Below are 14,222 nucleotides of genomic sequence, written 5' to 3'. Positions count from 1 at the left end.
GTTCTTTTTTTAGGGCTGATAAATTTGACTTCCCTGGCTGACAAACTCCTTCGCCTTCTTTTCCATCTCTCTTTTCACTTCTTCAGATTGATTGCGGATATCATGAGAAATTTTCATACTGCAAAACTTCGGTCCGCACATCGAGCAAAAGTGAGCGGTCTTAGCACCTTCGGCAGGCAATGTTTCATCATGGAACGCCAAGGCTCTTTCTGGATCAAGTGACAGGTTAAATTGGTCCCGCCACCTAAATTCAAATCTCGCTTTCGATAAAGCATCATCGCGCTTTTGAGCCGCAGGATGTCCTTTTGCTAGATCAGCCGCATGTGCGGCAATTTTATAGGCGATTACGCCTTCTCTCACATCTTCTTTATTCGGCAGACCTAAATGCTCTTTTGGCGTTACATAGCATAGCATGGCTGTTCCGTACCAGCCGATCATGGCCGCACCGATGGCTGATGTAATGTGATCATACCCCGGCGCAATATCTGTTGTAAGAGGCCCTAACGTATAAAATGGGGCTTCCTTGCAAATGTCCATTTGCTTGTCCACATTCTCTTTAATTTTATCCATTGGCACATGACCGGGCCCTTCAATCATCACCTGCACATCATGTTTCCAAGCGATCTCTGTTAACTCACCTAACGTTTCCAGCTCTGCAAACTGCGCCTCATCATTGGCATCAGCAATCGAACCTGGTCTTAGTCCATCTCCAAGTGAAAAGGCAATATCATACGTTTTCATAATTTCACAAATGTCTTCGAAGTGAGTGTAGAGGAAATTCTCTTGATGATGAGCAAGACACCATCTTGCCATAATTGCCCCGCCTCTTGAAACAATTCCGGTCACCCGATCAACTGTGAGCGGAATATATCTTAACAGCACGCCCGCATGAATTGTAAAATAATCTACACCTTGTTCTGCTTGTTCAATTAATGTGTCCCTGTACACGTCCCACGTCAAATCTTCTGCGACTCCATTCACTTTTTCAAGGGCCTGATAGATAGGAACGGTTCCTACTGGAACTGGGCAATTCCGAATGATCCATTCTCTCGTTGTATGAATATCCTTTCCAGTAGACAGATCCATCATTGTGTCTGCCCCCCATCTGATCGCCCACGTCATCTTTTCTACCTCTTCATTAATGGATGACGTGACAGCTGAATTGCCAATATTCGCATTGATTTTGACATGAAAATTCCTTCCGATAATCATTGGTTCACTTTCTGGATGGTTAATATTCGAAGGAATAACGGCTCTTCCGCTCGCTACTTCCTCTCTAACGAACTCAGGGCTTAGCTCTTCTCTTATTGCGATAAACTCCATTTCAGGCGTAATGATGCCTTTTTTGGCATAATGCATTTGCGTCACGCGTGCTCCTTGTTTCGCGCGGAGCGGCTTATGATGAAAATCAGTTTGGACAGAATGGAAGGACTCCTTCTCCCTTGACCGATATCCGTTATCTTCCGGTTTTACATGACGCCCTTCATAGCTTTCTGTATCTCCTCTTTCTTCTATCCATGCTGCTCTAAGACGCTTTAATCCTTTTGTGACGTCAATATGAACGTTCTCATCAGTGTACGGTCCACTCGTATCGTATACTCGGACTGGTTCATTTTTTATGTCGCCCGCCTCTGTCACAGTATGTGAGAGCACAATCTCTCTTTTCGGTACTAAGATATCGGGCCTTGATCCTTTCTCATACACCTTTCGGCTGCCGTCAAAGCTGGATAATAATGATTGGTTGGATGGGACACTTTTCTTTTCCTTCATTTGCTGTTCTCTCCTTTTCTTCTTGTCACCGGACAGGATGGAATCAGCACCAGCAAAAAACCAGGCTCTATTTAAAGAACCTGGTTTCGTCGTCAGAAATAAACATGCATATCATTGATAGGATACATGCATCATCTTCAACTTCCCCACGCTGGTACGAGCCAGATCAGGTCCAAAGGGTTAAGAAGTTTATGCTTCTCTCTCAGCCCATTTACGGGCACCCCTAGTCACTTTTATTGATTTCCACATCAGTGTAGCACAGAGACATCATGAAGAAAAGAAGATTCAGGAAAATAGTTCCTTTCCCCTACAAGCGTTATGGATCATGTTGATATACAGTCTTCTATACATCATTTATCTCTATCATTTCAATCAAATCTGAAATAAACATTGATCCTTTTCTCCTATTATGTATAATTAATCTAAACGGAGAATTTTTATACAATTTAATCAAAGGAAGTTCTAGTCGATTGCAAACATTTCTCACATTTATCGTCGTAGGATTCTCAATTGCTCTGCCTGTTGGAGCAATCACGGTTGAAATGACAAAACAGGGACTCAAAAACGGATTCTTTCATGGTTTAACTGTCGGAGCAGGCGGTATGACCATAGACTTATTACTTATTTTGGCTTTATATGCTGGATTTGCTCAGTTTTTATCTTTGCCGTTTGTTCAAATCCCGCTCTGGCTGATCGGAGCTGTATTTTTAATGATTCTCGCATACGATTCCATTAAAAATGCGGATCAAGATATCCATTTAGCAGGAGAAAAGGTCAATAAATCATTCGCAAAAACATATCGTAACGGCTTGCTCGTGGCGGTATCTCCTGGAAATCTTGTGTTCTGGGTTTCTGTTTTTGGTGCTGTACTTGCGGATGCGTATACAAAAACAGATTCATCTGAATTTATGCTGGCTGCCGGCGGTATTTTGGCAGGGATTCTCCTTCATGACATCGGTCTTCTCACACTTGTATCCTTAACAAGAAAAGTGATGAATCGAACGATGATCAAGTGGACATCCATTATTGCTGGTATTTTATTACTAGGGTTTGGCTGTTATTTCTTTTACGAATTTTATATAGGCATCAAGGTTTATTTTTAAGAAAAGGCTAAAGTTCGTAATGAACTTTAGCCTTTTTGTGTCAAACTATCGGGTCATGCCTGTTTGGCCTGTTTCAAATTGCGTTCTTCTCATGTCTCTAAAGCGTGTGAATGCACCTTCATCTTTTATGACTTGGACTGCTCTTCCATCCGCATAACGAGTCGCTGCTTCTTCTACTTGTGATACGCCTTCTGACGTCAGGCGGCCATCTGATTTAATGGCAATATACACATTCTCATCCGTCACCATGACTTGAGAGTCTGCCACGTGATTCATTTTATTGATACGGTTGGCAATTTTTCTTGAACGCTGGATGTTCTCTTGTTTATCGTAGCCTGAGAACGACATTTGATTATGATAGTTCATATCTCCATGACTGTAGCGTCCATCTCCACCTGTGAGAGGCATTCGATCATCAGCTTGAGGACGTGTACGGTAATCAACATTTGTTGTATTTCTCCCGTTCATTCCCTCCATGAGTTCAGAAACTGGTCCTTGATGATCTTGGTTGTTGTCTTCCGCTCGTTGATTCGAATGATAACCAACCGGCTGGCCTGATTGATTATGACGTGTATCGACACCTGCGTTATTATTTGCACCACATGCCGTTAAACCAATAGGAAGAAGCACTAATGCGATTGTTTTTTGCCATTTTTGTCTCAAACGAAAAACCCCCTGTACAAATTCAATCTCATGAGCGCGAAACAGGCTCTGTTTTAGCATGTACAGTTAGGAAAAAAATCAAGCTGTCAGTTATAAACAAAAAAAGGAACGATTGAGATCGTTCCTTCTGTCATTAATCTTCTTCTTCTTCCTCTGGCCTTGCAAAAACGGATTGACCTGGATATGGCTGCATGTAAGGCTGAGCTGGATAAGCCCCCATTTGGCCATAAGGAACAGGATTCGGATAATGTCCTGGCCAAGGCTGATGATGCTTCATGCCATCATCGCATCCGCAATCTTCCTTGCCATATGCTGCATTTGGAACGTTTGGATAAAAGCCTTGATTTGCGTTGGCATTTGCATTGGCGTTTGGATGCGTATGGTGATGCCAGTGATGTCCGTCGTTTGCATGGTGCTCATAATTTTCTCCGTAGTAAGCAGGCGCTTGATACGCAGGATAATACGGATGAGCCGGGTATGGATATGGCATCATATGATGATGATAATATGGATGGATAGGATAACATAAGCCTGATCCCGGTAAAATTGGCGATGCCGGCACCATTTGCTGCGGATATGGATACATCGCCGGCATGTAATGACCATGACCATAACCAAAATAAGGATCATATGGTTCATGATGATGATGCTGGTGATGATGCTCGTTATTTTCAGCCACTCCCCCTACCGCTGCCCCTCCCACATTTGGCATTTGCGGGAAGTTAGGAAGGTTCGGATAATTGCCATGCTCCATGTCTTTTCCCTCCTCTTTTTGATGCGGAATATGAATAAATGGATCATACCCCTTTGCCACTTCATCTTTTAGATGACCTTTATTTTCATGATGCAAATGGTCCTTGTGATCTTTATGTTCCTTATTTTCATGATGGACATGACCCTTGTTATCTTTGTGGTCTTTATTTTCATGATGCAAATGATCCTTGTGATCCTTTTTGTCATGAACGTGATCTTTTTTTTCATGATGATCTTTTTTGGGAGGAGGTGTGAATGGCTGGTAGAGATTGGTCTGATAATAGTTCACATCCACTTGCGGAAAAACTGGCTGCTCGATTTTTGGCACTGGCGGTACATATGGTACCGGTTCATTTGGCTTTTCCTTCGGTTTCGTATCTTGCACTTGCACGACATCTTTTGGCTTTTCTTTCACATACGGATGTTCTTTCGTTTTTGGCATTTCTTTTGCTTTGTGATGATCTGTTTTCACAGGAACACCACTAGATGGAATTTTAATCTTCATACCCGGCATGATCAAATCAGGATTACTGAGCTGTGAATTTAGTTTTTTCAATTCTTGAAAGTCGACTCCGTATTTCTTTGAAATTTTCCAAAGGGAGTCTCCTTTTTGCACAATATGAATTTTCAACGTTTTCCCCTCCTATGCAAAACGTGAACGTAACGGTTATGTCAGAAGTACAATATGTTTCAACATAAATTTATGCCTATTTACAAGCCGATATGATAAAAACTTGTTTTCTGATAGGAGGGGCTGATTCATTATTTAATGGCGAGCATTTTCTCGAGTGCAAGCAAAGCGTCTTTCGTGATGTCTTCATTGACCTGTATCAACCCGGCCGGCTGACCCTTCTCAATGCTTTCCAGTGACCATAACAAATGAGGCAAATCAATCCGGTTCATAGTCAAACATGGACACATATCTGGGTTAAGGGATTCAATTTGTTTATCTGGGTGCTGCGCAATGATCCGTTTGACTAAATTCATCTCTGTTCCAATCGCCCATTTGCTTCCTGCTGGTGCCTGTTTAATCGTATCAATAATAAATTTCGTTGAACCTGCTAGGTCAGAAGCCCTTACGACCTCATGCGTGCATTCAGGGTGAACAAGAATTTGAATGTCACGGTCTTTTTTTCTCATTTCTTCTATATTTCGAACAGTAAATTTCTCATGTACGGAGCAATGGCCTTTCCATAAAATCATCTTAATACGGGAAAGCGGCTGATCGGTGATGAGCTTTTCTTCTATCTGATCCCAGACAGCCATTTCTTCTAGCGGAATACCTAAATCAAATGCTGTATTACGTCCTAGGTGCTGATCAGGGAGAAACAGAATCCGTTCTTTTTGTGTCAGCGCCCACTCGAGTACTTTTTTAGCATTTGATGAAGTCACTGTTGCCCCGCCATGTTTGCCAACAAATGCTTTAATGTCTGCTGTTGAATTGACATACGTAAGCGGAAGTATTGTATCCCCAAACAAATCAGTGAGCTGCTCCCATGCTCTGTCTGTTTGTTTCATATTTGCCATATCTGCCATGGAACAGCCTGCCCTCATATCTGGCAATACAACGCTTTGATTTTTGTTTGACAGCATATCTGCCGTTTCTGCCATAAAATGAACACCGCAGAACACAATGTATTCAGCCTCATGATTGTCAGCAGCTATTTGTGCCAGCTGCAATGAATCTCCTGTTGCATCTGCAAATTCAATGACCTCATCCTTTTGATAATGGTGGCCTGGTATAAAAAGCTTTGAACCAAAAGCACGCTTAATGTCTAACACTCGCTGCTTCATCTCATCATCAGAGCGGTGTTTATATTCATCTGGCATCATGACTGCATGTTGATTGGCTAATACATTAAGCATGGACATGAGTTGTTCCCCCTTTATGACTGAATTCCATATTCATACTAAAATCAAATGCTGGAGCAGAATGTGTCAGAAAGCCAAGTGAAATAAGGTCGACTCCTGTGCCCCTGTAGCTTGGCAATGTCTCTAGCGTGATGCCTCCTGAAGCCTCTGTCAGAATGGACTCTGGCGTCATTTGTTTAAAACGTTTTACTTCGTCTGGAGAGCAGTTATCAAACATAATGACATCTGCTTTTGCATCAATGGCTTCTATAAGCTGCGTTTCTGATTCAATTTCCACTTCAATTTTCACCATATGACCGGCATATGCTCTTGCTTTCTCTACAGCTTCACGAATAGAACCGCATGCTGCAATATGATTATCTTTAATCATCACCCCATCCGATAAGCCAAAGCGATGATTCTTTCCACCGCCTGTCTTTACTGCGTATTTCTCTAACATACGCAGGCCGGGTGTCGTTTTTCTCGTATCACAAATCGTAATAGACGGGTCAGCTAATCTGCGGACCGCCTCATGTGTTAAGGTGGCGATACCTGTCATTCGCTGCAAAAGATTTAAAATGACCCTCTCTCCCTTTAATAAGTCGTTGACTGGGCCCTTTATTTTCGCTAGTACAGCGCCTGAATGAATCCAATCACCTTCTTGAAAATACAGCTCAGTTTGAATCTGTTCATTCAACAGGCGGTACCCTAAATCAATCACTTGTGATCCTGCCAACACACCAGATTGTTTCGCAATGATAAAAGCTGTTCCCTTCTTGTCTCCAAAGATGGCATCTGCTGATACATCTCCAAAGCCAATATCTTCTGTGAAAAAATGAGTGAGCATTTGTTTTAACTGTAAACGTTCCATTTGGCACCGATCCTTTCATTTTTCATGATATGAATGTGACCTTTTTCATGAACAATCTGCCTGCCCCGCCACAACGCATCGCTCCGCTCTGGATAATCCATTCGATAATGGCCGCCTCTGCTTTCTGTACGGAGTAATGCAGATTTGGCAAGGCAAACCGCTAATGCCCATTGATTGCTTAATTCGATCTGTTCATTTGTGATATCCTTCACATTAATTTGCTGAAAATTGACACGTTGCAACGAATGAAGCAAGGTCTGCAAGCCTTTTTCATCTCTCACAATGGCCGCAAATGTAGTCATCCATTGTCTCAGCTGAGTTGTTGAAATCATTGGAACCATCCATATTTCTTGAATTGAAAAAGGTGGACTTGTTTCTTTCTGTTTAGGCAGTTGTTCAATTCTCTGTGCCGCTTTGCTGCCTAACACGAGACCTTCCAGAAGAGAATTACTCGCCAATCGATTCGCACCGTGTAAGCCAGTACAGGCCGCTTCTCCAATGGCAAATAGCGCTGGAACAGTCGTTTCTCCATATTCATTGACGCTGATGCCGCCCATTAAAAAGTGCATACCGGGGGAAATTGGCAGCCTGCCGTTTTCCATATCGACGCCTGCACGCTGGCACATCTGAGCTATGGCCGGAAAACGAGCTGAAAAATGCGGAATATCATGGATGTTAAGATACAATTGATGACCTAATTGCTGCTCATGAAAAATAGCTCTAGCGACCACATCTCTAGGTGCTAAATCAGCTTGTGGGTGAATACCTTTCATGATCCGCCTGCCTGTTTCATCTTCTAAATAAGCTCCCTCTCCCCGTACTGCCTCTGAAATGAGGCCAACTGCTTTTCCAGCGATTGTTAAAAGAGTTGGATGGAATTGAACAAATTCGAGATCCACTAATTGTGCCCCGGCTCGATAGGCCATCATCAGTCCGTCTCCTGTGATAGAAGGATCATTTGTATTTGTCTCATACAGGGAGCCGCAGCCGCCAGTTGATAAAACAACGGCATCTGCGGTCATCGTATGTACGTGTCCTGTCTCGTCTTTCCATACAACACCCGTACATGTCCCTTCATGAATCAATAGATCAATGACATGATGATATTCGTATAAATGAATATGTGAGCCGAGCTGACTTTTCAGAAACTGTACAAGGGTTTTACCTGATTGATCTCCTCCTGCATGCAAGATGCGATGAGTGGTATGTGCTCCCTCTTTGCCTAATTGCGGCTCTCCTGCCTCATCTTGATCAAATGGACAGCCTTCTGCTACGAGCTGCTCCACAAGGCGTTTTCCAAGTCTCACGATTTCTTGTACCGTTCTTTCATCATTGTGATCACAGCCGGCAGCTAGTGTATCTTGCACATGCTGCTCAGCTGAATCATGTGCTGAAAAGGCAGCAGCGATTCCTCCTTGTGCCAGCATGGAATTACTAGATGAACATTGTTTTTTTGTCATCATGATGACCTGGCAGCTTTTCGAAATGGTTTTTGCAAAGGAAAGCGCTGCAATGCCTGATCCCACCACAATGACTTTTTTGATTGATGACACCATCGCCCCTCCTGTCATTTACACCTGTCTTGACACATATCATTACACAACACTAAAATAAATACAAGAAAAAATTTTCACACGGGAGATGGATGGGTTGGTTTATTTAGATTACGCAGCTTCTACACCTGTTTCAGAGGAAGCACTGCATGTTTTTGAGCAGCTAAGCAAAAATTTCTACGGAAATGCAAGCAGCCTTCATGATGCTGGGGGAAAAGCAAATGACATATTGACTTACAGCAGACAATCACTAGCTGCCATGATCGAGGGTGAACCGGATGGGATCTATTTTACAAGCGGTGGAACTGAATCCAATCTCCTTGCGATTCAATCGATCATCAATGGACTGCCAGCACATCAACAGCATGTCATCACAACTTCAGTTGAGCATCCTTCTGTTCATTATGCAGTTAGCAGCTTAGAGCGTCTTGGCGTAAAAGTCACGATCATTGAACCGAATCAGGATGGAATCATAACAAAGGACATTCTCAAAAAAGCATTATTGCCTGAAACAGGACTAGTATCTATTCAGCATGCTAATTCAGAAACAGGAATTATCCAGCCGCTTGCTGAATTAGCGCCTCTTTTAAAAGAAAGGAACATTCTTTTTCATACAGATGCTGTGCAAACATTTGGAAAGATTCGTGTGTCCATCAAAGAACTTGGAGTCGATGCCGTGTCCATCTCAAGTCATAAAGTGTATGCTCCTAAAGGCGCTGGTGCCGTTTATATGGGGGCTCATGTTCCTTGGAAACCTTTATATACAGGAGCAGTTCAGGAAAATGGCTTACGTCCAGGGACAGTAAACGTTCCATGTATCGGTGCTTTTGCTGCCGCAAGTGAACAAGCGATGCTTAGGCTGGATGAACAGCAAAAATTAGATAAGCAGCTGCGTGATTATTTTCTTCAGCAGTTAAAAATAAGACAGCTGCCAGTTCGTACGCTTCAGGACAATGATAATCGCCTCGCGCTTCCTCATATTATTGGTTGTTTTTTTGAAGGGTTTGAAGGACAATATGTAATGTTAGCATGTAACCGGCATGGGATTTGTCTATCTACTGGAAGCGCATGTGCTTCCGGTTATCACCATCCTTCCCCTGCTGTGAAGGCATTGCGTGTATCAGATCGTGATGCCCTACAATTTATTCGACTATCATTTGGATATCAGTCATCAAAAGATGACATCGATCAGCTTTTGCATACATTTGAGCATTTGCAAAAGGAGAAGAAGGGAGCTTAGGACGTGGAGCAAGAGAGGAAACTCATTGGTGAAGAAAGAAGAAACGCCATTTTAGAGTGGCTGAAAGAAACAGTCACACCGCTTACTGGAAGCTTTTTAGCTAAAAAGGCGGCTGTCTCTCGGCAAGTCATTGTACAAGATATTTCATTATTAAAAGCAAAAAACGAACCCATTATTGCCACAAGCCAAGGCTATGTGTATATGGCAGCTCAGCATGCGCCAGAAAGAGAAATTGAACAAATCATCGCCTGCAAACATGATCCTGCTCGTACAGAAGAGGAACTGACCTTGATTGTAGACTTTGGAGTGACGGTGAAAGATGTGATCATTGAGCACCCTGTTTATGGTGAACTGACGGCCTCTATTCGCGTCAGCACACGGAAACAAGTCGCTGATTTTGTCCATCATATTTCTAACACCGGCGCGTCCTACTTGTCAGAACTAACAGACGGCGTGCACCTGCATACTCTCACTTCTTACAGCCAAAAGCAGCTTGACCAAGCCATTCAAGCGCTGGATGATGCTGGGTTTTTAATAAAAGACTAAAAAAATAGTGTCCTGCACGGGACACTATTTTTCATTCGTTAATTCATATGTTTGATAGCTGCCAAGCAGCTTGACCTCACAGCCAATCGCTTCTAATTCTTGAATCGCACCAGGGACGAGGACATCATCCATTTCTTTTTCAATGTCAATAATAAATAAATAATGTCCAAGACCTGTTTTTGTCGGACGAGATTCAATTTTTGACAAGTTAAGATTCCGCCAAGAAAAAGCAGACAGCACGCGGTGCAATGCGCCTGATTGGTCATCCTTAGGCAGACTGACCACAATGGTCGTTTTTGGCTTTGATGAGAAACCAGAATTCATTGGGAACGATGCGTTAGGATCTTTATGTAAAATCACAAAGCGTGTATGGTTGTGCGGATAATCATGAATGTCTTTTTTCGCAATCGTCAAACCATACGTTTTTGCGGCAATTTCATTGGCAATAGCCCCGACAGCTTCATCTGGATGCTCACTGATGTATTTTGCTGCATAGCCTGTTGATTCCACTGGCCGATGAGGAATATGAGGGTACTGCTTTTTCAGAAATTGATGACACTGGGCAATAGCGTGAGGATGCGATTGAATGACATCTAACGTCTCCCAGCTCTCCGCTCTTGATGGGTGGACAAGCAAATGCTGCCGAATTGGTGCTGTCATCTCCCCCACAATGGACAGCGCTTCTTCATGAATTAAATAATCAATCGTTAAGTTCACAGAGCCTTCGAGTGCATTTTCAAGTGGAACGACCGCCAAATCGACTTCGCCCTTTGACACAGCATCCATACATTGCGGAATCGTTGCATAGGCACGCTGCACCGCATCTTTTGGAAAACAAGAGCATACGGCCAAATGAGTAAATGTTGCCTCTGGTCCAAAATAACCTACAGTTAATTGCTTCATCTGCTATGATCTCTCCTTTTACGCCCCAGAACCTAGAATTTCGACTTTTTCGACAAATTCAAGCTTTCTTAATTGATTCATGACGGTGTTGATATCATCTGCCATACCAGCTGTACTAATCGATAGGGTAACATTCGCTCTTCCTTGCAGCGGAATCGTTTGGTGAATGGATAACACATTACAGCCAGAGTCAGCCACAATTTGAAGCAGTCTTGACAGAGCCCCAGACCGGTCTTCAAGGTGGAAAAACAATGTGATGATCTGCTCTTTCACCATTGTATAAAATGGAAAAACAGCATCTCGGTATTTATAAAAAGCACTGCGGCTTAAATCCGCTTTTTGAACAGCATCGGCAACTGAATCCGCTTTTTTGCGATCGAGAAGCTTTTTGACTTCAAGCGTTTTTCGCATCGCATCTGGAAGTACATCCTCTCTTACTAAATAGAACGTTTCTTCTTTCACCTGTTTTCTCCCCTTTTAAAAACGGGAGAGCCCATGGTCTGGACCCTCCTGTTGATCAATCAATAAATTCGAATTCAAATTCAAGCAGACGAATGATGTCGCCATCTTTTGCACCGCGCTCACGCAACGCATCATCGACACCCATTCCGCGCAGCTGTCTAGAGAATCGTTTAACAGATTCATCTCTTGAGAAGTCTGTCATCTTAAAGAGACGCTCAAGTGCTTTACCCGTTAAGACAAATGTGCCATCAGGATCTCTAGAGATCTCAAATGGTGCATCGCCTTCATCAAACCTGTACATCACGCGATTATCCGACAGCTCCTCTTCATTATAGAGCGGGAATTCCGGTGTTGTTTCAAGCTGATTGGCGATTTCAAATAAGAGCTCACGAAGCCCTTCTCTTGTGATCGCACTAATCGGGAACACTTTATAGTCATCCGTTAATTTTTCTTTAAATGCCTCTAGATTGTCAGCTGCATCTGGCATGTCCATTTTGTTCGCAACAATGATTTGCGGACGCTCAGTCAATCTCATATTGTACTGCTCAAGCTCTTCATTAATCGTCACATAGTCTTCGTATGGGTCACGCCCTTCAAGTCCAGACATATCAATGACATGGACAATGACACGTGTACGCTCAATATGACGTAAAAATTGATGACCTAAGCCAACGCCTTCGTGCGCTCCTTCGATCAGTCCTGGCAGATCCGCCATAACAAAGCTTCGGTTATCGTCTGTTTCAACAACCCCGAGGTTCGGTACAAGCGTTGTAAAATGATAATCCGCAATTTTTGGTTTCGCAGAAGAGACAATCGAGAGCAGCGTTGACTTCCCGACACTTGGGAAACCAACAAGTCCAACATCTGCAAGTACTTTTAATTCTAAGATGACGTCACGTTCTTTACCTGGCTCACCGTTTTCAGACAGCTGTGGTGCAGGGTTTGCTGGTGTTGCGAAGCGTGAATTCCCACGTCCGCCACGTCCGCCTTTGGCAATGACAGCCCGCTGCCCATGCTCTGTCAAGTCAGCTAGTACTTGTTCCGTCTCTGCATCTGTCACAACCGTACCCGGCGGAACTTTGACAATCATTTCTTCCGCATTTCGGCCATGCTGGTTTTTACTCATTCCGTGCTCGCCGCGGTCAGCCTTGAAATGGCGCTTATAACGAAAGTCCATTAACGTTCTAAGTCCTTCGTCTACTTCAAATACAACATCTGCACCATTTCCGCCGTCACCGCCTGCTGGACCGCCCTTTGGTACATATTTTTCACGACGGAACGCCACCATACCGTTTCCGCCGTCACCGCCTTTAACATACACTTTAACCTGATCTACAAACATAACTTCCTCCGTTTCTCTGCATCACATATCTCGTTCTTGCCTCAAACAAAGCTCAATCATGGACTCATGAGGCGTCACATGAAATTGCGTTATACTCATACATGGATAGTTTGCGTCATGAAACGCATTTAACGCATCCAAACTTGTTAATTTTCCTTTGAAATCAAAATATAAGATCACATCATTTTCTTCATGATCTGTTTGGAAAGTGACCGTTAAATGATTTTCAGTTTTTTGACAAACTGATTGATCGAATATCGAAAACAACTCCTGTGATACCGTTAGCAGCTGCGATTCATATGCTGATAAGTCTCGGGTTTCACCAAGCACTTCATATTCTAAGGTGATAAAATGCGACTCCCAATTAAATGTTAGAAAGTAATAGGCCAATTGGGGAATTTTTAAATTTGAGAGTTTGGATTCATGCTGTGCTTCAATGACCATTTCTTCTATAATTTCAAACACGCGGTCATATTTTTCTAATGTCAAGTTGCCTTTGATCAGCTGTAATTTATTCATCCAGTCGTGTCTTGAACGACTGAGCAGATAGATCAATTCATTTGTTAATGCAACGTGAGTTAATTTTTCATTTTCTTTACTTGGTATCTCTTCCATTATCGCACTCCCAATCGTTTGGTCTCTCTTTTAGGAGTCTTATCATCAATATGTCTCCCTGAATTATAACAGAGAAGACAGCATAGAAAAACACTAGTTATGTGAGGAAAGGTTGTTTTTTCTGATCGTATAGGAGAAAATGAGGCAAAGTCAGCAAACGTTCTTTGATATTTATGGAGTGCATCTTCTTTTATCATCTTCGGTACTGCTTGTAAAAAGTGAAAAAACTCCAGTCAATGACCGGAGTTTTTAGCAATTATTGTGCCGCAGGATATACGCTCACTTTTTTACGGTCACGACCGAAACGTTCGAATTTAACCGTTCCGTCGATTTTAGCGAAAAGAGTGTCGTCGCCTCCGCGTCCAACGTTTTCACCTGGATAGATTTTCGTTCCACGTTGACGATAAAGGATAGAACCACCAGTTACGAATTGACCATCAGCACGTTTAGCGCCTAAACGTTTAGACTCAGAGTCACGTCCGTTCTTTGTAGAACCTACCCCTTTTTTAGATGCGAAAAATTGAAGATCTAATCTAAGCATGAAGTTCAC

Annotated in this window: 14 protein-coding genes and 1 riboswitch; of the genes, 3 read left to right on the top strand and 11 right to left on the bottom strand. The window is 42.9% G+C overall.

Annotated features, from left to right (window positions below):
* Positions 1-9: 9 nt before the first annotated feature.
* A complete protein-coding gene (thiC, locus tag M1D84_RS06455; RefSeq protein WP_056767991.1) occupies positions 10-1,770 on the bottom strand; it encodes a phosphomethylpyrimidine synthase ThiC in 1,761 nt (586 codons plus the stop codon).
* A gap of 126 nt (positions 1,771-1,896) precedes the next feature.
* A riboswitch (TPP riboswitch) is annotated at positions 1,897-2,005 on the bottom strand.
* A 235-nt stretch (positions 2,006-2,240) separates the two neighbouring features.
* Between thiC and M1D84_RS06450 the strand changes: the two genes are divergently transcribed.
* A complete protein-coding gene (locus M1D84_RS06450) occupies positions 2,241-2,873 on the top strand; it encodes a LysE family transporter (RefSeq protein ID WP_024423148.1) in 633 nt (210 codons plus the stop codon).
* 45 nt (positions 2,874-2,918) lie between these two features.
* Here the strand turns inward: M1D84_RS06450 and M1D84_RS06445 are convergent, their stop codons facing one another.
* The 5 genes from M1D84_RS06445 to nadB all read right to left on the bottom strand — a co-directional run bounded on the left by M1D84_RS06445 (position 2,919) and on the right by nadB (position 8,567).
* Positions 2,919-3,536: a YhcN/YlaJ family sporulation lipoprotein gene (locus tag M1D84_RS06445; RefSeq protein WP_024423149.1), complete on the bottom strand. Its 618-nt coding sequence runs from the start codon at positions 3,534-3,536 to the stop codon at positions 2,919-2,921.
* 133 nt (positions 3,537-3,669) lie between these two features.
* A complete protein-coding gene (safA, locus tag M1D84_RS06440; protein ID WP_332284084.1) occupies positions 3,670-4,920 on the bottom strand; it encodes a SafA/ExsA family spore coat assembly protein in 1,251 nt (416 codons plus the stop codon).
* 131 nt (positions 4,921-5,051) lie between these two features.
* Complete coding sequence (gene nadA / locus M1D84_RS06435; RefSeq protein ID WP_135032973.1) at positions 5,052-6,161, bottom strand: quinolinate synthase NadA; 1,110 nt, start codon at positions 6,159-6,161, stop codon at positions 5,052-5,054.
* Positions 6,148-7,011 carry a carboxylating nicotinate-nucleotide diphosphorylase gene (gene nadC, locus M1D84_RS06430; protein ID WP_034621107.1) on the bottom strand — a complete coding sequence of 288 codons (864 nt, stop codon included), beginning with the start codon at positions 7,009-7,011 and terminating at the stop codon, positions 6,148-6,150. Before nadC ends, nadA begins: the two co-directional genes overlap by 14 nt.
* On the bottom strand, positions 6,993-8,567 hold the full coding sequence (gene nadB / locus M1D84_RS06425; RefSeq protein WP_270127618.1) for an L-aspartate oxidase: 1,575 nt from the start codon (positions 8,565-8,567) through the stop codon (positions 6,993-6,995). Before nadB ends, nadC begins: the two co-directional genes overlap by 19 nt.
* A gap of 94 nt (positions 8,568-8,661) precedes the next feature.
* Here nadB and M1D84_RS06420 point away from each other — a divergent pair, with 94 nt between their 5' ends.
* Together M1D84_RS06420 and M1D84_RS06415 are read left to right on the top strand one after the other, a co-directional pair.
* Positions 8,662-9,804 carry an IscS subfamily cysteine desulfurase gene (locus M1D84_RS06420; RefSeq protein ID WP_415474759.1) on the top strand — a complete coding sequence of 381 codons (1,143 nt, stop codon included), beginning with the start codon at positions 8,662-8,664 and terminating at the stop codon, positions 9,802-9,804.
* Positions 9,805-9,807: 3 nt separating this feature from the next.
* The gene (locus M1D84_RS06415) at positions 9,808-10,350 is read left to right on the top strand and encodes a transcription repressor NadR (RefSeq protein ID WP_044331566.1); all 543 of its coding nucleotides are present in this window, start codon (positions 9,808-9,810) and stop codon (positions 10,348-10,350) included.
* A 24-nt stretch (positions 10,351-10,374) separates the two neighbouring features.
* Here the strand turns inward: M1D84_RS06415 and pheA are convergent, their stop codons facing one another.
* The 5 genes from pheA to rpmA form a co-directional block, all read right to left on the bottom strand.
* On the bottom strand, positions 10,375-11,253 hold the full coding sequence (pheA, locus tag M1D84_RS06410; RefSeq protein WP_024423155.1) for a prephenate dehydratase: 879 nt from the start codon (positions 11,251-11,253) through the stop codon (positions 10,375-10,377).
* A gap of 18 nt (positions 11,254-11,271) precedes the next feature.
* On the bottom strand, positions 11,272-11,715 hold the full coding sequence (locus tag M1D84_RS06405; RefSeq protein ID WP_008342790.1) for an ACT domain-containing protein: 444 nt from the start codon (positions 11,713-11,715) through the stop codon (positions 11,272-11,274).
* Positions 11,716-11,770: 55 nt separating this feature from the next.
* Complete coding sequence (gene obgE, locus M1D84_RS06400; protein ID WP_024423156.1) at positions 11,771-13,057, bottom strand: GTPase ObgE; 1,287 nt, start codon at positions 13,055-13,057, stop codon at positions 11,771-11,773.
* A 21-nt stretch (positions 13,058-13,078) separates the two neighbouring features.
* Positions 13,079-13,672: a sporulation initiation phosphotransferase B gene (locus M1D84_RS06395; protein WP_024423157.1), complete on the bottom strand. Its 594-nt coding sequence runs from the start codon at positions 13,670-13,672 to the stop codon at positions 13,079-13,081.
* A 256-nt stretch (positions 13,673-13,928) separates the two neighbouring features.
* Positions 13,929-14,213, bottom strand: coding sequence for a 50S ribosomal protein L27 (gene rpmA, locus M1D84_RS06390; protein WP_003216586.1), 285 nt, complete (start codon positions 14,211-14,213; stop codon positions 13,929-13,931).
* Between the last annotated feature and the right edge of the window lie 9 nt (positions 14,214-14,222).

This window comes from Bacillus sp. PK5-006, from assembly GCF_054161415.1.
The sequence above is the reverse complement of the archived record's forward strand: the minus strand, read 5'-3'. Positions and strand labels throughout refer to the sequence as shown.